Genomic DNA, 25357 nt, shown 5'->3' with positions numbered 1-25357 from the left:
CGTCCTGCGGGCAGGCTGCGAGGCCTCCAGGGCGGAAGACCTGCAGTCAAGATCGACTGGTTCGGCTGGATGCAACAGACCCGCGGTTCAAAGCCCTACCTGTGAGCGAAACCGGGTCAGCTTCGGCTGCTCCTTCTGGTGGTCTGCCCGTCTTCCCGGAACACGACAGACACGGAGTAGGTGGTCGCATGATCGCCCGATGCCCGCATCTCGGTGAACAACTTCCCGACATCGTCGGTGCGACGACCCATCGTCTCGGGTGACTGATGCGGGGCGCCCGCTGGTCGATGCGTAGATCCTTGCGCCGACGAGCGGTCCCAGGGCGTGGAGCGTACGGCTCGGCGTGGCCTAGTCTCGCGTCGTGTTCACGGTGGAGAGTGCGAGGTGTGCGTCCTTGATGAGCTCGATGGGTACACGGACCCAGCCTTCGCCTGTCCCGAGCGTTGGGTTGTCGACAACGTAGCCTTGGACGATGACGTGGCCTGGCTCCGCGGCGAGGAAGACCGCGGGGCAGTCGTTCGCGCCGGAGGGGCAGGTGGACGCGATCGGTTCATCGTTACGGTCGGCCACGCGGAACTCCTCGAGAGCGTGAGATTCCCGGTCCCGAGCGGGACCTTCCCCATCATCCTTGATGAGGCCGCGCGGAGCCGCTATTCCGATTGATCTCTGTGTAGGTTGATGTAGTGATCTAGGTATTTACGGAACAGGGTGTCTCGTTCCGCGGTCGCCTGCCCCTCGAACGCCCTGATCATTCTTTGGTAGGCGGCGAGGTCAGCTGGGTCGTGGATGCGGAGCACGGTGGTCGTGATGTCCACGAGAACAGTCGCGTCATCGAAGAGCGTGAATCCCTGGCCGGGTGGGTAGGCGGCATGAACACCGTCCGGGATGATCGCGATCTTGATGTTGGGGCGGCTCGCCATCTTCTGAAGATGTTCGATCTGCGTCGCCATCTCGATCGGCGTGGTGACGGCGTAGCGGAGCACCGCCTCCATGATCACAAAGGTGAAGCGCTTCTCTTCGTAGAGGACACGCTGCCGTTCGAGCCGTCGAGCGACCTGGTCAACGAGGTTGATCATGTTATTGGAATCGAACAGTTTGCCGAACCTGCTGATGATGGCGGTGGCGTATCCGCTCGTCTGGAGGAGGCCTGGGACGAGGTCCGGCTGCCAGGAGACGATCTCCGTCGAGCGTTGCTCGTACTCCTGGTACATGCTCTGGTAGTGGCCCGCGGGTTCCTCGGCGCTGGGGCCAAGACCGAACTGAGACTCCGCTCGACTGCGGAAGTCGGCGACGACGTCCTCAGCCTGGCCGAGAGCGCGGACGATCGCCTCCACGTCCTCAGGTGTGGGAGTCACGGCCCCGGTCTCGATCCGGGAGATCTTCGACTGGCTCATCGGGAGACGCCCGGCGAGCTGCTGACCGGTGACCTTCTGGCCTCTCCGTAGCGCGGCGAGGTCCGCGCCGAGCCGACGGGTGACTGTGACGCCGCTCGACGGATCGTCGGTCGACTTGTTCATCCTGTCGGCCACCTCTGGGCTCGCGTCGCTGTCGGCCGTGCTGCTCGTCGGCTCGTCCCGACGGAGGTGCGTGTCCGAGGAGCCGAACCGCGAGGCCGGTCGCGCCTGGCCATCGACCGGCGCGTCCGACTGCGTATGACTACCCTGACCTGCGACGACCCGCGATGCGGGGCTGCGGGGTCGCATATTCGCATACCGCAAGCTACCAGCACCTCGAGCTTCACCTGTTGCCGACATCTGTCGTCCACCAGCTCTCGTGACTGATGGTGTCCCCCGTGCCACCCGGTGATCCTGTCGTTCGTGCCCGCCCCGGCGAGACTTAATTATGCAGATGTCTACCCGACGTCGCGGCTCAACGACGGGTTATGCACATAATGCTAGCCTGGAGGTGTGAAGAGCTGTTCGGGTGGGGAGGGGTGGACTTGTGACCGACCACGGAGGACGCACGGCTGCACTTCACCAGCCGAACGTCCGGGAGTGCCTGGATGTTCCTGCACGTGGCCGCTTGACTGTCGCGGTGTTCCGCTCGTTCCGCCGGTCGCGTCGTCGGCCATGCGGGACATGGTGGTCACGGAGACATTGACAGGGGTACTGCGGGTCGACCCGCATGCGCTCTACTCGGCGCAAAATTGGAGAATCGAGGGTCGCATAGTAGTGCATTCCGACGCATGGCCGACGATCTTCGAGTCGGGCCGCGGACCGGCCCATCGACCACCTTCGTTCTTCGCAGGAGCAGCTTCGTGACTACACCCGAACCACCCGTGAGCGAGATCGTCGAGAATGAGCAGCCTCGTGAGGGCCTCGGCGACGTGTACGAGGTCCGCTAGGCGGAGAGATGGCTCCCGCCGCGCGGGCGGGAGCACGGTTGGCCCGACGGCATCACGAACCCACGGGCCGTTGACTGCCCCCGCCGGGACGTCGAAACGCCGCGACCGGCGGCGCATGGGCTTCTGCCGTCTCGTCCCGGCACGGAGTTTGCCCCTGCACTCCGGCAGCGCGGAGCGCGCCGAGGGGCTTGCAGCAACGTGGGCTGACCGGGCGGCCGCCCGTGCACGGTTTTGCGCTCGGTCGCCAGGAGGGCGCGAGCGGCCGCCTCGGCGTCAGGAATGTCGCTCCCACCCCGGCTGCGACGCGCCCAGTGACAATCTGGCCCGGGTGGCGCCCAGCGCGACCGGGAAGGTCGAAGCGATCCGTGTGGTGGTGAAGAGAGGAGCCTGGCCTCGCTCGTGCCGGTCTCCGCAGTGTTCCGCATCGAGGTGCCCTCTACCGACGACGAGATCGTCCGCGTCCGCCGCCACGCGGCCGCGGGACCCGTGGGTCGTTGCGGGAAGGAAGCCGGTGGCGTCCCCGGATCAAGCTCCTGGGGCCTGTCGTTCGACCACGACCCGGATCACCGGCCAACGAGCGTGTCGGGGCCGTATTCGGAGGGGCGGCGCTTACCCGACCGATGGGACCTGGAAACCGCCGAATCGAAGTCCGGAGGCGGGGGCGGTTGCGCCTAGTCGCAGAGCGGCGGGCCACGTTTGTCTTATCGCGCCCGACCAGTGTCCGTGGGGTCGATGGGGGGCGAGACTCCGGAGCGCTGCGGCGGGCCGTGAGCTTCTCACCGGGACCTCGAGGAGGGTCCCGCTGTACTCGGGCCCCGCCCGCTACTCTCCCCGCCGGTTCTCGGAGACAGCGAAGTAGAAGCCGAACGCCGGTCCGGAGAACGCCATGATGGGCACGAACACGCGATCGAGAAGAAGGGTCAATGTCTCGTCGGTCCAGTGCAGGCTCGCCAGGACCATCAACGTGAGTGTGACGACCCAGATGAGCGCGAGGGCCCCGATCGCGAGGAAGCGGCGCGTCGCCTCGGCCGGCTTCGGGGCGCTGACGGACGCGACCGTGGTTGTCTGCGGCGTCTCGTCCTCGGTGATTGGTTCAGCGGGACCGGCGGCATTGGGTCCGGTTCCTTCGTGCGGATCCCTGCCGTCCTCACGGCTCTCCATGATCTACTTTCTGCCGTTCGACTGCTGCCCGGTGTCCTTGAGTTCGTATACCCCATCGAGACCGTTCGGTGCCGGCTCCTCTTCCTCCTTGATCGTGTTGGGTGCTGGACGTTCGTCGGCCGTGTGCGTCACAGGTGCTCCTGCGAGGGGGAGGGTCCCGGTGGGCCTGTGTCGGGACGGCACGCCGCGTCGCGTGCTGAGCGAAGCGTACCCCGACAGGTGGCCCCCGTAGATGCGCAAGCGTCGTACGTCTGACGTATAGCGTTCGTGTCACACGCAGGCAAGTATGCGGCATCTGATCGTGTGCTGCGGGTGTACGGTGCGATGATCATGTGACACTATAGGAGGCCGGGAGCAGCGAGAGGCTCGACGGAATGGAAGTCGTCCGCCGGCGCCGCTTGGTGTTCGACTGGCTACCGAAGGTTGCGTAATGGGCCGAGTTCCGTGTCGGTGCGACGGGGGTCCGCCTTTTCCGTCGGCAGTGTCGCGTTGTCCACGGCGCCGGTCCTCGGGCGGATGGGAGTCCGCCTCGAACGGGACCGTGCCGGCGTCGCATCGCGGTTTCCCTCCACGGTGCCGCACCTCGAAGCCAGCGGAGGCGACGGGGGGGCCTGTGTGATGCCGAGCTACACGCGGCTTACAGTCAACATCAACACCGAGACGGCCGCGGCGCTGAGGCAGGTCGCTGAATCTCGCGGGGTGTCGTACACGGAGGCGGTACGACGAGCCGTCGCACTTCTCAAGCTGATTGAGGACGAGACCCAGAAGGGTCACGCTATCCAGGTGAGCGAGGGCAAGAACGTCCGCAACATCATTCTGCTGGCCTGATCCCGCCGGTTCCTCGCCGGGTCTCGAACGGGCTCCTACGGCCGTCGAGGTCGGGTGCACGTTCCGGGCAACGGGCACACGGTGGTCCTCTCCAGCTAGACGCCGGGTACCTCGTCGCGTTCTATGCGCTTCTCGGACCCTCATCGCACGGCGCGCGAACCCGTGCGATGTCAGGGGCCGAACGTCTGGTGGAGTCGGGGGCAGCCGGCCTGGTAGGGCGACGAGGTCGACCGGTCCTACGGCGAGGCTCTGTGGTCTTCTGGAGGGCCCGGTCGGGCGCGCGCAGACATCGGCGACGAACGCGCGGCCCTGCGAGCGGGCAGATGACCGTCCCCGTGGCGCACCTTGGGCCGAGCCCCTGTCCGCAATGCGGCCATGAACCTCCGACGACATAGTTGTCGTGGTAGATGGTGGTCGCCGTCTGGCTACGTAGCGAAACGGGAGGCGCGTAGGGCCCGCGCCGACAACGCCGGAGCTCGTGGCAGTGCCCGGCGTCGCCGCGCACGCTTACCAAAAGCCGCTCCTGCGGCCAGGGCCGCACGTTCATGACCCGCTGTTTCCGCCGGCCGGCGCCGTATCGATCAACTGGACCTGGGATCACCACCCGCGGGCATCCCCCGGCGACACGCTGGGCGATTCCGTTCGCTGCCACCGTCGTCCGTCGGGCCCGTATCTACCTCACCCGCGGGTCGGTACCGAATCCTCCGGCGGGATAGCGCGCCAGCGGAGGACAACGCTGTCAGGCAGCACAGGCCATCGACCCTGACGCTTGCGGGTCCTCCATGGGCGATTGGGATCATGGCAAGGACAGCCCCCCGCCACGCGGTCCGCCGACCACCGAGCCCAGGCGGTCGCGCGCATCGCGCGGTCCGGGCATAGGCACGGCACTCGTGGCCGTGCCCGTTCGACACGCCCCACCAGCCGCCACAGGGGTCGTGGGCAACACGGACAGTGTTCCTGCACCCCCAATCATCTATCGCTTGCGGTGAGCCTCCGTCACGCTAGGGTCATACGAATGACGTGCGTCAGACACACAGAATAGGTGCGCCTTGGTGTGAAGTGTCACCTTATCGGGGTGTACCGTCGACACGCCGTATGACACTATGAAGGCTACGGGGTGCGAGTTGGGCTAACGCTGCGTGCTAGGCTTGCGTCGCGAGCGCCCAGCTACCGAGAGTGACGGGGTGGATGTCTTGCGTTCGAGAGGGCTGTTGCGTGGCCGACGACGACGCGATCGCTTCGCCCGCTCCATGGCGCCTCGCATCGAGGCGCCTCCTGGCACGCCCCGTCCCACCCTGTTTGCCACCAAGAAACGGGAGGGGGGATCCTTGGGCGACGCGCATCTATGCTTAGAGCCATTTTTTCACTGAACTGGATATCTCTGCCTTCATGGGGGAAGTCTTATGCCCGACTACACGAGGCTCACTGTAAACATTAACTCAGAAACCGCCGCCGCGCTAAAGGAGATAGCGGAACGCAGGGGAATCTCGTACACGGAAGCGGTCCGCCGTGCGGTCGCGATTCTGAAGCTCGTGGAGGACGAGACCCAGAAAGGTCACACGATTCAGATCAACGAGGGAAAGCGCGTTCGCGACATTGTTCTAGTGGCGTGATGGAGGCAATCAGACCGCTTCGCGCCACGCGACGAATGCTGTCGCGATCCGCCCTTCCTGTCGCGCCTTCTCGAACTCCGCTCGCCGGTCCCCGACGCGGTATGTATCGAGCTCATTCGGCGGCTGGGAGATGCCAAGTGCTGTGCCGTAGAGAACCAGGACCTTTCTCTTCCTGCGCGCCGCAGCACCCCAGTCAGGATCAGCCCGTGTCTCCCCCGAGACCCACATAAATCCTCTGTGGTCGTGCAGCGTGTAGCGGTCGTTATTCCTGGTTGCGTACCAGTTTTCCAGAAGTGCGATCCTGGAGTCAGGCAACAGTCGGTTGAAGCCTTCCATGATAATGAATTCGGTTTGTATCTCGCGTGATGTCGAGTCCGGCCTTGACGACCTGATCTCGGCACTGGGTTCGAAGAGGAGTACCGGCACGTCGGGCTCCGATACCGCTGAGCCCAGGTTGATGTGGGTCGCGTTCAGGGCCTGAAGTGCGGAACCCGTGTACGCGAGGACGCAGGTCGCTTGATCATCTGCAACGATGCCGCAACCGAGTAGGTCGAAAAGACTCGGTACCTGACCCCGGCTCGACTCGTCGTCGCCGCTCATCGACATGGCTACCCCCCGGTGCCGTCTCACGCCGCAGCCGCCTCATCCGCGTCGTCGGTCACAGGGACCGATAGCGGGCAAGGATATAGCTTCAAGTGACGAAGTGTATACTTTGGTGAAATCGATGCTGGCAATACGGATCGGTCGCGCGGGCGGAGTCGTGCCACCCCGGATGATCCGTGCCGGCGAGGTAGCGTCGCGATGTAGTGGATCGTGCCTGCTACTGGGGTTAGGTCCGGCGCCAGGGCGGCGATGACCCGGCGACAACACCCGCCAGCGGCACATATTCGTTGGCGTCCATGGTTCACCAGTGGTGAGAGTGGCGATGATCCAGGTCGCGGTACGACATCGTTGACCAGTCGGAATGACGCAGACGACACTGTCGCCGCACCGACCTAGGACGAGGCTGGCCACGGCCTTCACCGGGCTCGACGGTGCCGCCCAGCCCTGCGCACCACGGCCACACCGACCGCTTCTGGAACCGGGCCCCAGGTCCGACACCACGGCCAGCCGTTGCCGCTGACCCGTCGTACCCACCGGTCCCCGGCGTCCGCGACACAGGCGCAGGACTCTCCGATTCCGGTCGGTCCTGAGGCCAAGCCTTGGTAGCGCGCCGGCCTTCGCCGGAACCCGCATCAGCGGGTTCCGGCGAAGGTGGTGGTACCTCCGGGATTTGCGTGACGCACCCGACTGCTGCCTGCGTCCGCGATGTAGACATTTTCGTTTCTATCGATAGCCACACCCGGCGGATACGAAATCCGGGCTTCGGTGGCGGGCCCGCCATCCCTAGGAGCCGCTGGAGCGGCCGCCTCCTCCGTACACGGTGATGTCGCCGTCAGCCTCCGCCCGCGGGATCCAGATTATCGGGATTCCCGTGGTGGCGGACCGGGTCGTTCAGTGTGGCGCTGGTGAAAGCGTTCCTCGGCTTTCGAGGTGAAGACCTGGGCGGTACACATGGTGGACGGGTTCGATTTCCTGGATTTCCGTGTCCAGTGGGAACGAAAACGGGGATTCTGCGCCGGTGGTCCAATTCTTTCGGCATGCCGTGGCGAAACACACCTTCGGCAAGGCGGAACGGTTCGCCTGGTGGCGGCTGATCCGCATGCTACGCCATCGGCACCGCTGGAGATGGACGGACGTCCGCCGGCGGCTCATCGACCCGACCGGGCGGTGGCAACCGATAACGGAGGGTGGGACCGAACTGTTCCGGATCGACGCGGTCACGGTCAGCCGTTGCCGCTACCGGGCCGGCAACATCCCCAACCCCTGGATCCCCGCGCCCACATCCTGACAGGCGGAACTGTGAAGAGCCCGTTGCCGCAAGATCGGCACGGCGGGTTCGGTGAGAGGCCCGGGGAAACGGGCCGGGAGCAATCCTGGCACCGCGCCTCGGGCCTACTCAGCGATCGAACCGGCACCAGCGATTGATCAACCATTGGTGCTGGGGCGCGAGGATCGGGCTGGTGCGATCTCCCTGGTCTTGGGGTCGTGCTGCCGCATCTGGCGAACGTCGTGGTCGACGCGGTCGGGCGGTCGGCGGACGCGACACGCCCGAAGGTGCACGCGCGGGCGGGGCAGGTGGCGTGCCCGGGGGCGCTGGCAAGCGGCGCGGTCAGGCCGGTTGACCTCGGCCATGTCGCCTGAACCCGAGCAGCGACGAGTCATGATCGAGACTTCCGTGAACGGGCTCCGAGTGGAGCATGAACTCGGCTCGAGCGTGCTTCGAGACGAGTCGCGCCTAGCGCGGCGAACTCCACCTCACCCTCACCGGCCCCCCGTATCGGCGCCACCAGCAGCATCTGGCACCCCGACGGCACCCGCATGCTCACCACCAGCTAGGAGAGTCTGCCAGCCGGGTGGAACGGCTGCCCGGTCCGAGCCCGAGCACAGGCTTCTCGGGACTTCTCCGAGATCCTGGCGCTGGCTGGGGCGGCTGTTAGACGACGACGGTCACTCGATCCGGCGGGTACGTATCCGAGACCGGGCACCGAATGTCGGCCGTCACGAGCACCGCGGAGCCGCGTCCCATCCGTCGCGATGTCGCTGAGTTCGAGCACCACAGGGCGCATCGTGCTGCCAGCGCACCCTGTGTCTCCGGCCGGTCGACCGGCCCGGTCCCGTTTCGTACCAGGCAAAGCGCAGCTAGGAGGCGCCGCGGTGGCACCCGCGCACAGGCTCGCCACCGTGGTGCTCGTTCTCCCCGACATCGACCCGCCGGATCCTGGTCTGGTGCCCATCGTCGCCAGCAGTTGGTGCTCGCCGTGACCGGCATAGCCAATCCAGCTGCTCGCCGAGACCTAGAGCCCGCTCCCTCCTGATGGACAGAGGCTCAGAACGGGAGTGCCGTGACTGCCAAAACGAAGCGGCGATCGTAGCCGAAGCTGTGCCTGCCTGACGCCGGTCGAGGTGACCGCCCGCCTTGCCCTCACGTTATGACCGTGCCCGGCGTCACCGGTGCAGCACAACGGCGCTTGACGTGACAGGACGCGTGGCGCGCCAGATTGATCGCGTTACGTGGCAGGGTGAGTGGTTATGAGCTCGGGAGATCCCACCACGGCGCCGGGCGGGCTGGTGGGGGTTGATGCTTTCGTCTCTTACACGGGGGCGGACGAGGTGTGGGCGCTGTGGGTCGCCGCGGTGTTGGAGGCCGAGGGCCAGCGGGTTCGGGTGCAGGCGTGGGACTCACCGGCGGGGACGAACTTCGTGGCGTGGATCAACGAGCAGATGACGCTGGCCGCCCGCACGGTGGCGATCTGCTCGGATGCCTACTTCGCATCGCACTGGTGTACCCAAGAATGGACCGGCGCTCTGGCCGGGAACACGCTGACCCCACTCCGGGTCACCGACTGTGCGATCCCGCCGGTGCTGGCCACCATCGCCTACCGCGACCTGCACGGCGCCGACGAGCCTACCGCCCGCCGCCGGCTGGTCGAGGCCGTCGGCCTGGCCGTCCCGGCCCGGGTCTCTCCCGGTTTCCCTGGGGGGCCCACCCCGGTCCCGGTGGGGGCGGTCTTCCCGGGCGGCCCATCGGGACAGGGCGTGGCGCCGGCGGCCTTGGTCGATCCCCCGACGGGGGCGGTGCGAGTCATCAATGCCGATCCTTACCGGTTGGGGGTGCACCGGGCGATCCATCTGCCCGGCGCCGCCGACGAGACCCTGCCCGCCTACGTCGACCGCGACATCGACCACCAGCCCGTCACCGGGATCCGGGCCCGGCTCCGCACCGCCGCCGGACGGGGTGGGTTCGTGCTGCTCGTCGGCGGTTCCTCCGCGGGGAAGACCCGCTGTGCGTTCGAGGCCATCCGCGCCGAGCTGGGCGACTGGTGGCTGCTACGCCCCACCAGCCCCACTCAGATCACCACACTGGCAGCCGCACCCCCGACTCGCACCGTGCTGTGGCTAGACGAGATCCAGACCTACCTCAACGGCGAGCACGGCCTGACCGCCACCACCGTCAGCGCCCTCCTCGACGCCCCAGTCCCGGTCGTGCTCGTCGGCACGATCTGGCCCGAGCGCTACCGCGCCTTCACCACACCCCCACCCCCCGGCACCCGCGACGACCACCCCCCGGCACCCGCGACGACCCGTACCGGTGGGAACGCGACACCCTGCGCCAAGCCGCCGTCGTCGACATCGACAGCCAGCTCACCCTCACCGAACAGACCCGCGCCCGTGCGGCCACCGGGGACCCGCGGATCCAGGCCGGACTCGACAACCCCGACGACGGACTCACCCAGACCCTCGCCGCCGCCCCTGCCCTGCTCCGTCACTGGACCAGCGCCAAATCCGACGCCCCCTACGCCTGGGCCGTTGTCACCGCCGCCCTCGACGCCGCACGCCTCGGCGTCCGCACCCCGCTGACCGCAGACCTGCTGCGCGCCGCCGCCCCCGACTACTGCACCCCCCGCCAGCAGGCCACCGCCCCGGCGAACTGGTTCGAACACGCCCTCGCCTACGCCACCACCCCCCTGCACGGCGCCACCGCCACCCTCAACCCCGCCGGCATCGGCATGCGCCAGCTCGCCGGCTACACCGTCGCCGACTACCTCCTTCACCACACCACCAGCGCCCGCCACCTTGAGCGCGGCCCCGCCAGCCTCTGGACCGCACTGCGCGACCACCTCACCCACCCTGACGACCTCGAACCCGTCACCACCAGCGCCCTTAACCGGCGGATCTACACCACCGCCATCCCCCTCCTACGCCGTCAAGCCGACGCCGGCGACGGGGACGCCGCCGGCCGGCTGGCCGGGCTGCTGGCCGAGGCGGGAGACCGCGACGAGCTGCGTTCCCGCGCCGACGCCGGCGACCGGAATGCCGCCGCCCGGCTGGCCGGGCTGCTGGCCGAGGCGGGAGACCGCGACGAGCTGCGTTCCCGCGCCGACGCCGGCGACGGGTACGCCGCCTATCGGCTGGCCGGGCTGCTGGCCGAGGTGGGGGAGCGGCAAGCCGCGCTCGACATCCTGCGTTCCCGCGCCGACGCCGGCGACGGATTCGCCGCCCGCGAGTTGGCCGAGCTGCTGGCTCAGGCGGGAGACCGCGACGAGCTGTGCGCTCGCGCCGACGCTGGCGACGGGTTCGCCGCCCGCGGGCTGGCCGAGCTGCTGGCCGAGGCGGGGGAGCGGCAAGCCGCGATCGACATCCTGTGCGCCCCCGCCAACGCCGGCGACTGGAACGCCGCCTATCGGCTGGCCGGGCTGCTGGCCGAGGCGGGAGACCGCGACGAGCTGCGCGCTCGCGCCGACGCCGGCGACTGGAACGCTGCCAGCCGGCTGGCCGGGCTGCTGGCCGAGGCGGGAGACCGCGACGAGCTGCGTTCCCGCGCCGACGCCGGCGACTGGGACGCCGCCGCCCGGCTGGCCGGGCTGCTGGCCGAGGCGGGAGACCGCGACGAGCTGTGCGCTCGCGCCGACGCCGGCGACTGGAACGCCGCCCGCGAGTTGGCCGAGCTGCTGGCCCAGGCGGGAGACCGCGACGAACTGTGCGCTCGCGCCGACGCCGGCGACCGGCACGCCACCTACCGGCTGGCCGAGCTGCTGGCCGAGGCGGGGGAGCGGCAAGCCGCGATCGACATCCTGCGGGCCCGCGCTGACACCGGCGACCGGAACGCTGCCGACCGACTGGCCGAGCTGCTGGCCCAAGCGGGAAAGCGAGACGAACTGCGGGCCCGCGCCGACGCCGGCGACGAGTACGCCGCCGACCGACTGGCTGAGCTGCTGGCCGCGGCAGGGGATGATCGGCTGCGGCGGTTCGGGTTCGACGCGCACGGGCGGATCGCGGATGCGCCCACCTGGTAGGCGGGCGCATGCGGGTACCCGCCTCCGGCCGCCCGCCGTCCTGGTGCCCGGTAATTCTTCGCATCCGGGCGCTATCGACCGCTACAACCCCCGTGCCAGCACCCCGGCCACGACGAGCGCCAGGATCAGTGTGCTGGCAAACGCCCCGCTGCCGGTAAGGGCCGCGCTGGCCATGCTTGCCCCGTCCAGCCGGACCAGGATGCCGGCGACCAGCGCGGCAATGGCAGACACGGCGGCGCACAGCGCCACCACGAGGACCCGGACCAGCAACGGGAACGGGTCGACAGACACAGACACCACGGATCTCCCTCGGACGGCCGTCATCGAAGCGGCTCCGACCCGCGTCGGTCCGCTGCCCTGACTTCCAGCTTCATGGCACCAACCAGCGATGGATCAATCGTGCGAATGCCTGTCACGGCCTGACGGGAGGGTGGTGTCGCAGGACGTACGTCGCCCTCGTGTGCCAGAAGTTGCCAACAGTAGGCTTCGCCGGTCAGGCAGGGCGGTACAGAAAGGCCCGAAGACCGATGCCGAAGATCATCCGTATGCCGGGCGAGGGAGAGCTCCCTCCGGGCCCTCGCCGCGACTTTGTCGGCGAGTTGTTCGTGCACTACCGCGCGGCCGGACGACCCACACTGCGGCACATCTGTATCGAGATGGAGAAGGACTCCGAACGCACCGGTACCGCGAGCCGGGAAACGATCCGCAGAATGCTTCAAGGCAAGACGGTCCCTGCCTGGGCCAACGTGCAGGCGGTCGTCATGGCTTTGGCGCGCATAGCCGGCCGCGATCTGTCGGCCCCGCGGTGGACGAGTCTCTCCGAGGATGACCCACGGACGTTTACTGAGGTCCTAAGACAGCGGTGGGACAAGGCCATGGACGAGGAGCCCTTAACGCTCGGGAGTCCCGCGCCGCCTGGGGACAGCGTCGCTGGTTCCCTTCCCACCAGCGTGCCTGGCTCCGATGGGGTCGCCCCGGCCAGCCCCGACGCGGACGACGAGGAGCCCTTAACGCTCGGGAGTCCTGCACCGCCTGGGGACAGCGTCGCTGGTTCCCTTCCCACCAGCGTGCCTGGCTCCGATGGGGTCGCCCCGGCCAGCCCCGACGCGGACGACGAGGACATCCACATGAGCGGCTGCTCGGACCCGGACGGTACGGGGTGGACGCTGCCGCCCAGTGGACATCCACACCGCCCTGATCCGCGCGACGACGATACGGGATGGAGCCCACCGCCTACCGGTCGCCCGCACCAGTCCGAGCCCGTCTACCGATTGGCGATGGAGAGGCCAGACGATTCCGTCTACCGGCTAGCGGCTGACAACACCGGCCATGGCCTGTCGGGCTACATCGAACCGGCCCAGACCGCGGCACCGACGCTGCGGTTCGTCGCCGCCGGCCGAAGCCGCCGCGGGAAGAAAGGCGGCCCGAACGAGGATGCCTGGGTCGTCTCCGACAGGCTGCTCGCCGTCTCCGACGGCGTCGGCGGCGAGGCCACGGGGCAGATCGCGTCCACCCTGACGGTCACCACCGTCACCGGCTTCCGACCCCAGTACGCCCAGGATCCCGTCGAGGGGCTGCGCTACGCGGTCGCGCGGGCCAACCAGGTCGTGCGGGAGAAGGCCCGGGAGAATCCAGCCTGGCGGGGTATGGCCTGCACGCTGGACATCGTGGTGCTCGGCCGGCAGCAGGCGGTCGGGGAGACCCTGTTCATCGCCCACGTCGGCGACAGCTCGGTCTGGATCCAGACGCAGAAGGGACGCCCTTATCAGATCACAACGCCGCATGCGATCAAGAACGGCCCGCTGCTCAACGCGATCGGACTTGCGGACGGGATCGAAAGCGACATCCTTCCCGAACCTGTGCGGGCCGGTGATCGGGTCATCCTCGGGAGCGGCGGGATCACCAAGATGATGACGCCGGAGCAGTTGCTCGGGCTCATGACCGAGCTCGGCGCCGAGCCCCCGGAGCGGACCGCGGACGCTCTGGTCGAGGCCGCGCTGCTGTCCGGAGCCCGGGATGACACCACGATTGTCGTGGCTGACCTGGTCGTGGCTTCCTAACGGATGACTTGCTCCAGAGCCCGGTAACGCTCGGGGATCCCAGGCCCCAGACCCCCGGCCAAGCCCCCCGAGGCGCCCTACCGGATCGGGCAGCCGCTGCGCGCGCGAGACCGGGTGCTGCCGCCGCGGCGGGGCACGGGAACAGCCGGTGGGTCCGGGCGGTGGCGGTTCGTGGCAGGCTGAACCGCTATGGACACGGGGGCCACGAATGGTGGGGTGGATGTGTTCGTCTCCTACACAGGGGCGGACGAGGCGTGGGCGACCTGGGTCGCCGAAGTGTTGGAAACCGAAGGGCAACGGGTCGCTATCCAGGTGTGGGACTCCCCGGCCGGGGAGAACTTCGTCGTGTGGATCAGCGAGCAGATGGCGGCCGCGGCCCGCACGGTCGCGATCTGCTCGACCGCCTACTTCGCCTCGCACTGGTGCACCCAGGAATGGACTGGCGCCCTGGGTGGACGGAGCATCGTCCCGCTGCGGGTCACCGACTGTGTGATCCCGCCGGTGCTGGCCACGATCTCCTACCGTGACCTGCACGGCGTCGATGAGGCCATCGCGCGGCGGCGGCTGGTCGAGGCGGTCGGCCTGGCCGCCCCGGCCCGGGTCTCCGGGGGTTTCCCCGGCGGCGGCACCCCATCGGCGCCGGAGCCGGTGGGGGTGTTCCCGGGCCGCTTGCCGCCGGTGTGGGGGCCGGTCCCGGCCCGCAACCTGTTCTTCACCGGCCGCGACCCGCTGCTGGCCGGCCTCCACACCCAGCTCACCCACGCCGGTCAGGTCACCGTCTGCGCCCTGCAAGGCACTGGCGGAGTCGGGAAGACCCAGCTCGCCGTCGAGTACGCCTGGCGCCACGTCGACGACTACACCCTGCTGTGGTGGGTCGACGCCGAGACCCGCACCGGGCTGACCGCCGGCCTGGCCGATCTCGCCACCGACCTCGGCGTCGCCACCGGAGACCTGCCCGCCCGCGCCGCCCGCGCCCTGGCCGAACTCGGCCGCCGCCACGGCTGGCTGCTGGTCTACGACAACGTCACCGACCCCGCCACCATCGCCGGGCTGCTACCCCCCGGGTCGGGCCGGCTGATCCTGACCTGCCGCACCCCCGCCATCCGCGTCCTCACCGGTGACGGTCTCCTCGAGGTCGGCGAGTTCACCCGCGCCGAGTCCGTCGCCCTGCTACGCCGACACGCCCCCGACCTGACCGACACCGACGCCGACCAGCTGGCGGACGCCCTGGGAGACCTGCCGCTGGCCGTCGACCAGGCCGGCGCGTTCCTCACCGAGACCGGGATCCCCCCCACCGCCTACCTGGACCTGCTCGCCCACCAGCCCCAGCCGCTGTTCACCGCCGACACCCCGCACCACCCCGGGCTGGCCGCCACCGTCACCGCCACCCACACCCACCTCGCCGCCGCGCACCCGCACGCCGCCGCCCTCGCCGACCAGCTGGCGTTCCTCGCCGCCGAACCCATCCCCCTCACCGCCGCCCCCGCCGGGGACGCGCCCCCCGTCCCGGGGACGCTGGTCGCCGGGGACGTGCTGACCACCCACACCGCACTCGGCGCGCTCACCCGCTACGCGCTCGCGCGGCGCACCGGCACCACCCTGCACTTCCACCGCCTCGTCCACATCCTCCTCCGCGCCCGCCTCACCCCCGACGGGCAACGCCACGCCCTCACCGGCGCCCTCGACCTACTCGCCACCGCCACCCCCGGCGACACCGACGACCCCGCCGGCTGGCCCGCCTACGCCGCGCTGACCCCCCACGTGATCGCCGCCGCCGGCCACCTCACCGACCACCCCGACCTCCCCGAACCCCACCGGTTCCGCCATCTCCTCGAACGCACCTGCTGGTACCTGTACCGGGCCGGGCAGACCCGCACCGCCCACACCCTCGCCCGCACCACCCGCACCCGCTGGACCACCACCCTCGGCCCCGACCACCCGCACACGATCACCATCACGATCACCCTCGCCGCCACCCACGCCGACCTCGCCGACCACCACACCGCCCGCCAGCTGGACGAGGACACCCTGGCCCGCCGCCGCCGGGTCCTCGGCGAGGATCACCCCGACACCCTGGGCTCCGCGAGCAACCTCGCGGTGCGGCTGGCCGAGCTGGGGGAGACGCAGGCAGCCCGCCAGCTGGACGAGGACACTCTGACCCGGCGGCGGCGGGTCCTCGGCGACGACCACCCCGACACCCTGACCTCCGCAAACAACCTCGCCGGCCGGCTGGGCGAGCTGGGGGAGACGCAGGCAGCGCGGGTGCTGGCCGAGGACACGTTGGCCCGGCGGCGGCGGGTCCTCGGCGACGACCACCCCGACACCCTGGGCTCCGCGCACAACCTCGCCATCGGGCTGGGCGAGCTGGGGGAGACGCAGGCAGCCCGCCAGCTGGACGAGGACACCCTGGCCCGGCGGCGGCGGGTCCTCGGCAAGGACCACCCCAACACCCTGGACTCCGCGCACAACCTCGCCGGCCGGCTGGCCGAGCTGAGGGAGACGCAGGCAGCACGGGTGCTGGCCGAGGACACGTTGGCCCGGCGGCGGCGGGTCCTCGGTGACGACCACCCCGACACCCTGACCTCCGCAAACAACCTCGCCATCGGGCTGGCCGAGCTGGGGGAGACGCAGGCAGCCCGCCAGCTGGCCGAGGACACGTTGGCCCGGCGCCGACGGGTCCTCAGCAACGACCACCCCGACACCCAACTGACAGCACTGGTACTGATGTCTCTCTTCGGCAGCGACGCGACCTGACTGCCCGCGACCACTCACAGAAACGATCACCCCTTTAACGGTGGCGGTCGACGATCAAGCAGCTGGCCCACCGGGCCGCCACTCATGCCGCCCTCGACAACCCGTACGCCGTAGTCCGGCTGCTGGACGGACTGAGCCGGGTGAGAGCGGACGAGCAGCTGGCCACCCTGTTGGACCGCGATCCCGCCACCCACGTCACCCTCGACAACCTGTACGACGTGGACCGGCTGCTGGACGGGCTGAGCCGGGTGAGAGCGGACGAGCAGCTGGCCATCCTGGCCCACCGGGCCGCCACCCATGTCGCCCTCGACAACCCGGACGCCGTGAACCGGCTCCTGGACCGGCTGCGTCAGGTAGGAGCGCACGAACAACTGGCCGCCCTGGCCCATCGGGCCGCCACCCACGTCGCCCTCGATAACCCCGACACCGTGGATCAACTGCTGGACCAGCTACATCGGTTGGGAGCACACGAACAGCTGGCCGCCCTGGCCAACCGGGCCATCACCCACGTCACCCTCGACGACCCGGTCGCCGTGGCTGCGTTGCTGGACCGGCTGCACGGGGTGCGAGCGGACGAACAGCTGGCCGCTCTGGCCCACCGGGCCGCCACCCACGTCGCCCTCGGTAACCCGGACGCCGTGGCCGCGCTGCTGGACCGACTGCATCGGGTGGGAGCGGACGAACAGCTGGCCACCCTGGCCAACCGTCTACCTGCCGCAGGGCACTTCGACTGGTTTCTTGATGTCGGGAGTCATCGGAGCGGTTTCGGTTCGGGCGAGAGCCGGACGGGAGTGCTGCTGACCGCTGGTCGTGGGATGACCTGGAGTAGTTCCGACGCATCCTCTGCCTCGGAGCACACGTCCAGGAGATCCCCGAGGTCGTCCCGCCTCGGCAGGAACCGTGCAGTTTTCGCTCGGCGTCAACATCTCCGACAGAGGTAGCCGCTGGGTATCCCAGACCCCAGGCGTTACGGTCCGCAGGGGCCGGTCCATCGCGTATCGGGGTGGTAGCGATTCGTGGCAGGCTGGGTGGCTATGGGCCCGGGGAATCCCAACGCACCGGCAGAAGTGTCATCGGACACGCCGGTCGATGTGTTCGTCTCCTACACCGCGGCGGACGAGGAGTGGGCGCTCTGGGTCGCCGCGGTCCTGGAAGCCGAGGGCCGCATGGTGGTGATCGAGGCGTGGGACGCCCCGGCTGGGACGAACCGCATCACCTGGATCAGCCAGCAGATGACCCGCGCCAGCCGCACTGTCGCGATCTGCTCCCCGGCCTACTTCGCCTCGCATTGGCGCACCCAGGAATGGACCGGCGCCCTCGCCGACAACACCCTCATCCCACTCCGGGTCGACGACTGCGCGCTACCCCCGGTCCTGGCCACCATCGCCACCCGCGACCTGCACGGCGTCGACGAGGCCACCGCCCACCGCCGGTTGGTCGAGGCGGTCGGCCTGACCCGTCCGGAACGCAGATCCGGCGGGTTCCCCGGCCGCCCCGCCCCGGCACCGGTGGCCGTGGTGTTCCCGGGCCAGCTACCCCGCGGCGCGGCCGGCCCGCGGGTCCGGGTGGGGATACCGCCCCGGGTCGCCGACCATTTCCAGCACCGGCCAATCGTCGACGAGCTCACCCGAACGGTCGACGGCGGAGGGACGACGGTGGCGTGTCATGTGCTGGCTGGGATGGGCGGAGTCGGCAAGACCCAGCTGGCCGCACATTACGCCCACCAGATGTGGCAGACCGGCGGAGTCGATGTGCTGGTGTGGGTGGTCGCTGCCAGCCGGGAGGCCATCCACACCGGCTACGCGGCCGCCGCCGCCCGGATCTGCGGCGCAGATCCCACCGACCCTGCCGTCGCCGCCGAGGTCCTACTGGACTGGCTCGCCGCCACCGACACCCGCTGGCTGGTCGTACTCGACGACCTGGCCGACCCCGTCGACCTGGCCGGTCTGTGGCCGCCCACCCGCCAACACGGACATGTACTGGTCACCACCCGCCGACGTGACGCTACCCTCACCGGCCCCGGCCGCCGCCGCATTGACGTCGGCCTGTTCACCCCCGCCCAGGCCACTGCCTACCTCACCGCCGCCCTGGCCGCCTACGGCCGCGCCGACAGCCCTGAGCAGATCGCCGCGCTGGCCACCGACCTGGGCTGGCTGCCCCTCGCCCTGTCCCAGGCCGCCGCCTACCTCGCCGACCTCGACCTCGACTGTGCCGCCTACCGGCGCCGCCTCGCCGACCACGCCCGAACCCTGGCCGACCTCACCCCCGACACCGGCCTCCCCGACGACCAGCGGAACACCATCACCACCGCTTGGACTCTGTCTATCAACCGCGCCAACCAGCTACGCCCCCTCGGCCTGGCCCGGCCCCTGCTACAACTGGCCGCGCTTCTCGACCCCAACGGCATCCCCGAAACCGCCCTCACCAGCCCACCCGCCCTCACCTGGCTCGCCACGGCCCGCCCCGACCAACCCGCACCCACCACCGACGACGCCCGCGACGCGCTGCGTGCCCTGCATCGCCTCAGCCTCGCCGACCACACTCCCGCCCAGGCCGTGCGGGTCCACCAGCTCCTCCAGCACGCCGTCCGCGACACCCTCACCGCCGACCAGACCCACATCCTCGCCCGCACCGCCGCCGACGCCCTCCTGCACGTCTGGCCCGACACCGACCCTGACGGCACCCTCACTCAAACCCTGCGCGCCAACACCACCACCCTGCACGCCACCACCAGGGACCATCTTCACCAGCCCGACCTCCACGAGGTGCTCTCCCGCACCGGGAACAGCCTCGGCGACACCGGCCTGATCGGCGCCGCCATCAATCACTTCCAACACCTCTGCCAACTCGCCCAATACCACCAGGGCCCCGACCATCCCGAGACGCTGGTCATCCGGCGCTTCCTCGCTTTCTGGCAGGGGGAGGCGGGGGATCACGCCGGCGCCGCGACCGCCTTCGAACAGCTACTCGCCGACCAGTCGCGGGTTCTCGGCCCCGACCACCCCCACACTCTGATCACCAGGCACAACCTCGCATGCTCGCAGGGCCATTTGGGGGATCCCGCTGGCGCCGCGACCGCCTTCGAACAGCTACTCGTCGACCGACTGCGGGTCCTCGGCCCCGACCACCCACACGTCCTCGGCACCCAGTACTATCTCGCCTTCTGGCGGGGGGAGGCAGGGGATCCGGTGGGCGCCGCGGCCGCCTTCGAGTACCTGCTGGAGGAGTACCTGCGGGTGCTGGGACCCGAGCACCCCGAAACCTTGGCCACCTGGGGTAACCTCGCTGACTGGCGTGGGGAGGCGGGGGATCCCGCTGGCGCCGCGACCGCCTTCGAGCACGTGCTGGAGGAGTGCCTGCGGGTGCTGGGACCCGACCACCCCTACACCCTGAGCTCTCGGCACAACCACGCCTTTCGGCAGGGCCAAGCGGGGGATCACGCCGGAGCTGCGACCGCCTTCGAGCGACTACTCGCCGACCGACTGCGGGTATTGGGCCCCGACCACCCCAGCATCCTGAACACCCGGCACAACCTCGCCGACTGGCGGAGCCGGGCGGGGGATCCCGCTGGCGCCGCGACCGCCTTCGAGCAACTGCTGGAGGAGTGCCTGCGGGTGCTGGGACCCGACCACCCCTACACCCTAACCACACGGGGCAAGCTCGCCCGCTGGCGGGGGAAGGCGGAAAACCCCGCCGGTGCCACAGCCGCAGGTGAGGTCGTAGCTTCGAACACTGCGGTCGCCCCACCGTCGGTCGACGCCGGGACGGACGACAAAGAAGATCCACAAAGGGTCGGGCGGTCCGGGAACCGACCCGAAGAATAATCCCGAAGCTCCCTGTCTCAAACGACAGCGATGGCGGAGTCCGCGAGGTCCGGCCAGGCGACGATCTTCTCCTCGGCCCCCAGTACCGCCCAGGCGTCCTGGCCCAGGATGTCGACGTGCGCCTCGCCACCGGTGAGACGCAACTCGGACCCTACGGCGTGGGCCGCGACCAGGTTCTCGAGACCTCCCCCGCCGCCGGGCAGGGCGCCCTCAGCGGTGATCGGGCCACCGCCACCGGTGAAGCCCACCGACACACCGAGCGGCGCGAAGGGCTCGAACCGCTCCTCGGACAGCAGCGACCACTCCCCGTCCGGCCCCTGCGAGATCTTCAGGTGGACGGTGAAGCTGGTGCCATCGACGCCCTCGTCAACCTCGACGTACTCGACGGCCGGGCACAGGTCCGGTGCCGGTACCCGGCCGCAACGCAGCTCGAACACCTTGTCGGCCACCGCGCTCACCCCGTCCGGTCGGGCGGGATGACGATCGTGGCACCGGGGACCAGCAGCTCCTCCGGGTCCACGGCCGGGCCGAGGGTGACGCTTGAGCCGGGTCTTCCGAGGTGGCACCTAGCGCCTACGCGAGGATCGCACAGGGGCAGTGGGAGCTGTACTGGCACAGTCCTGCAGGTCCGTTTCGAAGCGTCCGACGAGCAGGCCCATCTGGGGGGCGCGATCGTGCGAGGAGCCCGTGGCGCGGACCGCGTGGCGCTCGCCGGTGGGCTGGTCCAGGCGGTGTTGCTCGCCGGCCGCCGGTTCGTGGACGGACCAGCCCGCCTTGATCGCCACAACATCCGATACGGTCGTGCTCAGCCCGAGGTCGAGCTCGCCTGGCCCGGTCGCGAGTGGTTGGTTCGCGACCACCTTCAGATCCAGGGCGGTGGCTCGGACCACCGGTAGTAGACTCTGAGTCGTTGGATGGCCACCCAAGATCGACGGTCGTCCTACGTATGCGGCCGGGTGTGCACGGCGTGAACCCGGACGACGAACCACCACCCGGCAGCTGCCGGCACCCCGAAACACACAGAGTGCCCGTGAGCTGCACGAACACACACATGGCGGCACTATGCGATACTAGGCGGCAGGCCGTCCTACGGGCTTTTAACCGGCGAGTTCAGGGTTCGAGTCCCTGACGGCCCACATTAAATGGCTTTTTCTGTGCATTTCTAAAGGATCTTCATGGGATTCACAGTTTCGAGCTTTTGAAGTTCCGGAATTCTGGATCCTGTGCTAGGTCGGAGCGTTCGCGGGTTGCCCCCGGAACTCCGACTTCTGCCCCACGGGCGTTGTTGCATTGGGCGGAGGCGGGGCGTGGTGGAGCCGTCTCGGGCGGGCGGTCAGATGGCCCGGGTGAGCTCGGTGAAGGCAGCCGTCAGCTGGTTCCGGGGGTCGGCATCGACGCCCAGTTCGTAGTGGCCGCGGCGGATGTTCTGCACGAACGCGTGCCCGGAGCCGATGATCTGTGCGGAGCGGAGGCGTTTCAGGCCGCGCATCGGCCGTAGTCGTGCCTTGAACCGGCCGTGGTCGGCCTCGATCGGATTGTTCGCGTACCGGTCGTCGACGTGATGAGCGGCGGGGAGCTGTTCGTCGAGGACTCGTGGGTAGGAAGCGGCCCGGTCGGTGGTCACCTCGACGGGCCGCCGGCCGTGGGATAGCGCGCGGGTAAAGAACTGGCGGACCGCGGCAAGATTCCGCTTCTCGGAGGCCAGCACGTCGATGACCTGGCCGAACTGGTCGACGGCCCGGTACAGGTAGGTCCATCGTCCCGCGACCTTCACATACGTTTCGCCGACGAACCAACGATCAACCGGTGTGTGCCGGCATGGCCGGCCCGCGTCGATCAGTAGCGGGGTGAACCGGCGCACCCGCCGGTAGACCGTGGCGTGATCAACCTCGAGGCCGCGCTCGGCGAGGAGTTCCCCGACGTCGCGGTACGAAAGGGCGTACCGCAGGTACCAGCGGACTGCGAGGATGATCATCCCGGGTGGGAACCGGAACCCGGCGAACTCCGATGTCGGAACCGGTGGACGGACACGACGTCGACGCATCATTCGATCATGACCGGTCGAGAGCTGCGGGACAACGGGCTCTGCCGATGCAACAGAGCCCGCCCGGGTTCGCCCGCTACGCGGCGCGACAAACGGAGATCGTTGGCGGGCGACGACACATTGAGCACACGCGCGGACTAACACTCTCGCACCGGACGGTCGTTTTTTCAAACGATGCAGGTCACGACAATGTCGATCAATATTCACGGCGGGTGTGGGCCGGGGAACTCGCCGGTTAAAAGCCGGCTGCTCTGCCAATTGAGCTAACGGCCCTGCGAGAGTCATGATACCGAACTGTGTGTCCTCGGGGTTGCGGCCGGGGTGTCGGTGCGGCTTGTGGGGGTGTGGATGGGGTGGCGGGGGAGGGCGGGTTGTGGTGGCTCGTGGCCGCCCGTCCGCCCTGGGTGGGGCGGACGGGCGGGAGACCGTCTAGTCGATCGCGGTGCTGTGTCGGGGATAGTCGTGGGGGCTGCGGGTGCGGGGGATGAGGCGGGCGGTGTCGCGGGCGATCTCGGCGGCGAGTTCGGGGAGGATCTGGGTGTAGGTGTCGGCGGTGAGCGTGATAGTGGAGTGGCCGAGGAGTTCTTGGACTGCCTTGAGGTCGGCGCCGGCAGCGAGGGCGAGGGTGGCGGCGCCGTGGCGGAGGCCGTGGATGGTGATGGGGGGTAGGTCGGCTTCCTGGAGGAGGGTGTGGAAGCGGTTGGCGAGATGCTCGGGGTGGATCGGAGTGCCGTCGGGGGGCACTGTTGCGTTATGGGGCATCTGGGCATGCCAGCGACCGGAGCGTCTGCTGATCAGACTGCTGTGGCGAGTTCAGTGAACGCGGCAGCCAGCCGCAGACGTGGGTCGGTGTCGACAGCGAGTTCGTAGTGGCCGCGGCGGATGTTCTGGATCAGGGCGTGTCCGGCGCTGACGGTCTGCACGGACCGCAGGCGTTTCAGTCCGCGCATCGGCCGGAGCCGGGCTTTCAACCGGCCGTGGTCGGCTTCAATACGATTGTTCTCGCGGGCGGCGTCGACGTGACAGGCCTCGGGCACCAGGTCGTCAAGGACCCGCGGGTAGACCGGGGCCTTGTCGGTGGTGACCTCCACCGGCCGCCGGCCATGAGACAGCGCCCGGACGAAGAACCGGCGGGCGGCGGCCTGGTCGCGGCGCGTGCTGGCGAGGACGTCGATGACCTGTCCATGCTGGTCAACGGCCCGGTACAGGTAGGTCCACCGACCGGCGACCTTCACGTAGGTCTCGTCGACGAACCACCTCTCGCCAGGCCGGTGTCGACACGGCCGGGCCGCGTCGACCAGCAGAGGAGTGAAGCGCTGCACCCACCGGTACACCGTGACGTGATCAACCTCGAGGCCGCGTTCCGCGAGCAGCTCCTCGACCATCCCGGTACGACAACGCGAACCGCAGGTACCACCGCACGGCCAGGACGATCACCTCGGGCGGGAACCGGTACCCCGCGAACTCCGACGCCGGTGGGCGGACACGACGTCGACGCATCACTCGATCATGACCGATCGACGGCCATGGAACAGCGGACTCCGCCGATGCAACAGTGCCAATGCAGGTGCGGCAGGTCGGAACCACGCGCAGCAGCGATCCACTCGTCGAGCCGGTGGGCGTAGACCGGGGCCTTGTCGGTGGTGACCTCGACCGGGCGGCGTCCATGCGTCAGTGTTCGGACGAAGAAGCGCTGGGCGGCGGCTTGGTCGCGCCGTGTGCTGGCCAGGACGTCGATGACCTGCGCGTGGTGGTCGACCGCTCGGTACAGGTAGGTCCACCCGGCGACCTTGGCGTCCGTCTCGTCGACGAACCACCTCCCGCCAGGCCGGTGTCGACACGGCTGGGCTGCCTCTACCAGCAGGGGCGTGCAGCGCTGCACCCATCGGCAGATCATGCACGTGATCAAGATCGAGGCGGCGTTCGGCGAGCAGCTCCTCGACGTCCCGGTACGACAACGCGAACCGCAGATACCAGCGCGCCGCCAAGGCGATCATCTCGGGTGGGAACCGGAACCCGGCAAACTCCGACGCGAGAAACGGTGGACAGGCACTACGTCGACGCATCACTCGATCATGACCGATCGACGCCGCGGAACGACGGACTCCGTCGATGCAACAGCGCGTGCCCCGCCTCCCCAGAATGCAATAGCGCCAGACCGCTGCCCTCACCCAGTTTCAGGAACACGCTGCGGACGTAGGTCTCGACGGTTCTGGAGGACATGTGCAGGTCTTGGGTGATTCCGGCGTTGGATCGGCCGAATGGCTAGTTGGCTTAGGACCTCCTGCTCGCGCCTTGATACAGCGCTGGCGATCGCTGGCGGTCGATATGGAAGTGCATTGGTCCAGTCGGGTCTATTCCATATTCGGTCAGATCGACCTCGCCGAGCTCGATGTCGTCGAGCGAGACGCCTCTGGCAGTGATGAAGACGGCGATGTCGCCGGGCAGGCGTGCTACGCCTATCTGCTCGCCACGAAATACTGAGACCTTGAAGCTGTGGGGGATTCCATCGATATTTACTGGACGGAGTGTCGAGTCCGCCGTAATGGCGGCGAGGTGTCTCGGCATATTGGCGCCGAGTTCGGAGCTGTTCTGGCCAGGGCTGTTCGCGATGACGACGAACGCATCGAGGGTCCCGTTGGTCACGGGGTCGTCCGGTTGACGATCAACTGGGATGCCGTCCTGGGAGAGTAGAGCAGTGCCGACCACGACTCGCGGGCCTTCATCCCAGTCGCCGTGGCAGAGCTGCACCGACCAAACGAACGATTCTGCGTTTGCGATGAAGTGAAGCACCCAGCCAGCATCACGTCCGGCGTAGCGAGGCGCGTACGG

21 protein-coding genes and 3 pseudogenes are annotated in these 25357 nt (G+C 68.9%); 11 read left to right on the top strand and 13 right to left on the bottom strand.

Annotated elements, in window-relative coordinates; translation table 11 throughout:
* Positions 1 to 348 precede the first annotated feature (348 nt).
* The 3 genes from ACG83_RS30330 to ACG83_RS30320 form a co-directional block, all read right to left on the bottom strand.
* Positions 349 to 570 carry a hypothetical protein gene (locus ACG83_RS30330; RefSeq protein ID WP_054569694.1) on the bottom strand — a complete coding sequence of 74 codons (222 nt, stop codon included), beginning with the start codon at positions 568 to 570 and terminating at the stop codon, positions 349 to 351.
* Positions 571 to 650: 80 nt separating this feature from the next.
* On the bottom strand, positions 651 to 1517 hold the full coding sequence (locus ACG83_RS30325; protein WP_054569693.1) for a helix-turn-helix transcriptional regulator: 867 nt from the start codon (positions 1515 to 1517) through the stop codon (positions 651 to 653).
* Positions 1518 to 3166: 1649 nt separating this feature from the next.
* Positions 3167 to 3505, bottom strand: a complete 339-nt coding sequence (locus ACG83_RS30320; RefSeq protein WP_054569692.1) for a hypothetical protein — start codon at positions 3503 to 3505, stop codon at positions 3167 to 3169.
* Positions 3506 to 3994: 489 nt separating this feature from the next.
* Here ACG83_RS30320 and ACG83_RS47095 point away from each other — a divergent pair, with 489 nt between their 5' ends.
* Positions 3995 to 4333 (top strand): hypothetical protein, encoded by a 339-nt coding sequence (locus ACG83_RS47095; protein ID WP_235498288.1) that lies wholly within the window; start codon positions 3995 to 3997, stop codon positions 4331 to 4333.
* A gap of 1403 nt (positions 4334 to 5736) precedes the next feature.
* Positions 5737 to 5946 (top strand): ribbon-helix-helix protein, CopG family, encoded by a 210-nt coding sequence (locus ACG83_RS30310; RefSeq protein WP_054569690.1) that lies wholly within the window; start codon positions 5737 to 5739, stop codon positions 5944 to 5946.
* Positions 5947 to 5955: 9 nt separating this feature from the next.
* Here the strand turns inward: ACG83_RS30310 and ACG83_RS30305 are convergent, their stop codons facing one another.
* Together ACG83_RS30305 and ACG83_RS48115 are read right to left on the bottom strand one after the other, a co-directional pair.
* Positions 5956 to 6546, bottom strand: coding sequence for a hypothetical protein (locus ACG83_RS30305; RefSeq protein ID WP_152991563.1), 591 nt, complete (start codon positions 6544 to 6546; stop codon positions 5956 to 5958).
* Between the two features lie 635 nt (positions 6547 to 7181).
* Positions 7182 to 7304 (bottom strand): hypothetical protein, encoded by a 123-nt coding sequence (locus ACG83_RS48115; protein ID WP_369812934.1) that lies wholly within the window; start codon positions 7302 to 7304, stop codon positions 7182 to 7184.
* Between the two features lie 263 nt (positions 7305 to 7567).
* Here ACG83_RS48115 and ACG83_RS30300 point away from each other — a divergent pair, with 263 nt between their 5' ends.
* The 4 genes from ACG83_RS30300 to ACG83_RS30290 all read left to right on the top strand — a co-directional run bounded on the left by ACG83_RS30300 (position 7568) and on the right by ACG83_RS30290 (position 11843).
* Positions 7568 to 7837, top strand: coding sequence for a hypothetical protein (locus tag ACG83_RS30300; RefSeq protein ID WP_152991562.1), 270 nt, complete (start codon positions 7568 to 7570; stop codon positions 7835 to 7837).
* Between the two features lie 197 nt (positions 7838 to 8034).
* Positions 8035 to 8190 (top strand): hypothetical protein, encoded by a 156-nt coding sequence (locus tag ACG83_RS45565; protein WP_161934809.1) that lies wholly within the window; start codon positions 8035 to 8037, stop codon positions 8188 to 8190.
* Between the two features lie 888 nt (positions 8191 to 9078).
* Positions 9079 to 10407 carry a toll/interleukin-1 receptor domain-containing protein gene (locus ACG83_RS46210; protein WP_083473704.1) on the top strand — a complete coding sequence of 443 codons (1329 nt, stop codon included), beginning with the start codon at positions 9079 to 9081 and terminating at the stop codon, positions 10405 to 10407.
* A 149-nt stretch (positions 10408 to 10556) separates the two neighbouring features.
* On the top strand, positions 10557 to 11843 hold the full coding sequence (locus ACG83_RS30290) for a hypothetical protein (RefSeq protein WP_054569686.1): 1287 nt from the start codon (positions 10557 to 10559) through the stop codon (positions 11841 to 11843).
* Between the two features lie 81 nt (positions 11844 to 11924).
* Here the strand turns inward: ACG83_RS30290 and ACG83_RS30285 are convergent, their stop codons facing one another.
* Complete coding sequence (locus ACG83_RS30285) at positions 11925 to 12140, bottom strand: hypothetical protein (RefSeq protein WP_054569685.1); 216 nt, start codon at positions 12138 to 12140, stop codon at positions 11925 to 11927.
* A gap of 980 nt (positions 12141 to 13120) precedes the next feature.
* Between ACG83_RS30285 and ACG83_RS43055 the strand changes: the two genes are divergently transcribed.
* The 4 genes from ACG83_RS43055 to ACG83_RS30265 all read left to right on the top strand — a co-directional run bounded on the left by ACG83_RS43055 (position 13121) and on the right by ACG83_RS30265 (position 20481).
* The gene (locus ACG83_RS43055) at positions 13121 to 13903 is read left to right on the top strand and encodes a PP2C family serine/threonine-protein phosphatase (RefSeq protein WP_235498287.1); all 783 of its coding nucleotides are present in this window, start codon (positions 13121 to 13123) and stop codon (positions 13901 to 13903) included.
* A gap of 189 nt (positions 13904 to 14092) precedes the next feature.
* The gene (gene fxsT / locus ACG83_RS30275) at positions 14093 to 16657 is read left to right on the top strand and encodes an FxSxx-COOH system tetratricopeptide repeat protein (protein WP_083473702.1); all 2565 of its coding nucleotides are present in this window, start codon (positions 14093 to 14095) and stop codon (positions 16655 to 16657) included.
* 140 nt (positions 16658 to 16797) lie between these two features.
* Positions 16798 to 17598 carry a hypothetical protein gene (locus tag ACG83_RS30270; protein ID WP_054569683.1) on the top strand — a complete coding sequence of 267 codons (801 nt, stop codon included), beginning with the start codon at positions 16798 to 16800 and terminating at the stop codon, positions 17596 to 17598.
* Positions 17599 to 17724: 126 nt separating this feature from the next.
* Positions 17725 to 20481, top strand: coding sequence for a toll/interleukin-1 receptor domain-containing protein (locus ACG83_RS30265; protein WP_063793251.1), 2757 nt, complete (start codon positions 17725 to 17727; stop codon positions 20479 to 20481).
* A 17-nt stretch (positions 20482 to 20498) separates the two neighbouring features.
* Here ACG83_RS30265 and ACG83_RS30260 read toward each other — a convergent pair whose 3' ends face one another.
* The gene (locus ACG83_RS30260; protein WP_152991560.1) at positions 20499 to 20930 is read right to left on the bottom strand and encodes a hypothetical protein; all 432 of its coding nucleotides are present in this window, start codon (positions 20928 to 20930) and stop codon (positions 20499 to 20501) included.
* 225 nt (positions 20931 to 21155) lie between these two features.
* Between ACG83_RS30260 and ACG83_RS30255 the strand changes: the two genes are divergently transcribed.
* A complete protein-coding gene (locus tag ACG83_RS30255) occupies positions 21156 to 21377 on the top strand; it encodes a hypothetical protein (RefSeq protein WP_152991559.1) in 222 nt (73 codons plus the stop codon).
* Between the two features lie 437 nt (positions 21378 to 21814).
* On the opposite strand, the gene ACG83_RS30250 is transcribed toward ACG83_RS30255, so the two are convergent.
* The 6 genes and pseudogenes from ACG83_RS30250 to ACG83_RS44665 all read right to left on the bottom strand — a co-directional run bounded on the left by ACG83_RS30250 (position 21815) and on the right by ACG83_RS44665 (position 25318).
* Entirely contained in the window at positions 21815 to 22525 is a 711-nt protein-coding gene (locus tag ACG83_RS30250) for an IS6 family transposase (RefSeq protein ID WP_054569980.1), read from the bottom strand.
* A 429-nt stretch (positions 22526 to 22954) separates the two neighbouring features.
* Positions 22955 to 23287, bottom strand: a complete 333-nt coding sequence (locus ACG83_RS30245) for a tyrosine-type recombinase/integrase (protein WP_235498286.1) — start codon at positions 23285 to 23287, stop codon at positions 22955 to 22957.
* Between the two features lie 32 nt (positions 23288 to 23319).
* Positions 23320 to 24025, bottom strand: a pseudogene (locus tag ACG83_RS30240) (IS6 family transposase).
* 88 nt (positions 24026 to 24113) lie between these two features.
* Positions 24114 to 24591: pseudogene (locus ACG83_RS30235) on the bottom strand (IS6 family transposase); the annotation flags it as partial.
* Between the two features lie 7 nt (positions 24592 to 24598).
* Positions 24599 to 24772: pseudogene (locus tag ACG83_RS44670) on the bottom strand (hypothetical protein); the annotation flags it as partial.
* Positions 24773 to 24799: 27 nt separating this feature from the next.
* Positions 24800 to 25318 (bottom strand): hypothetical protein, encoded by a 519-nt coding sequence (locus ACG83_RS44665; protein ID WP_152991558.1) that lies wholly within the window; start codon positions 25316 to 25318, stop codon positions 24800 to 24802.
* Positions 25319 to 25357: the final 39 nt, after the last annotated feature.

The sequence above is a fragment of the Frankia sp. R43 genome (assembly GCF_001306465.1).
Taxonomy (GTDB): domain Bacteria; phylum Actinomycetota; class Actinomycetes; order Frankiales; family Frankiaceae; genus Parafrankia; species Parafrankia irregularis.
This window is presented reverse-complemented; position numbering and strand designations above follow the sequence as displayed.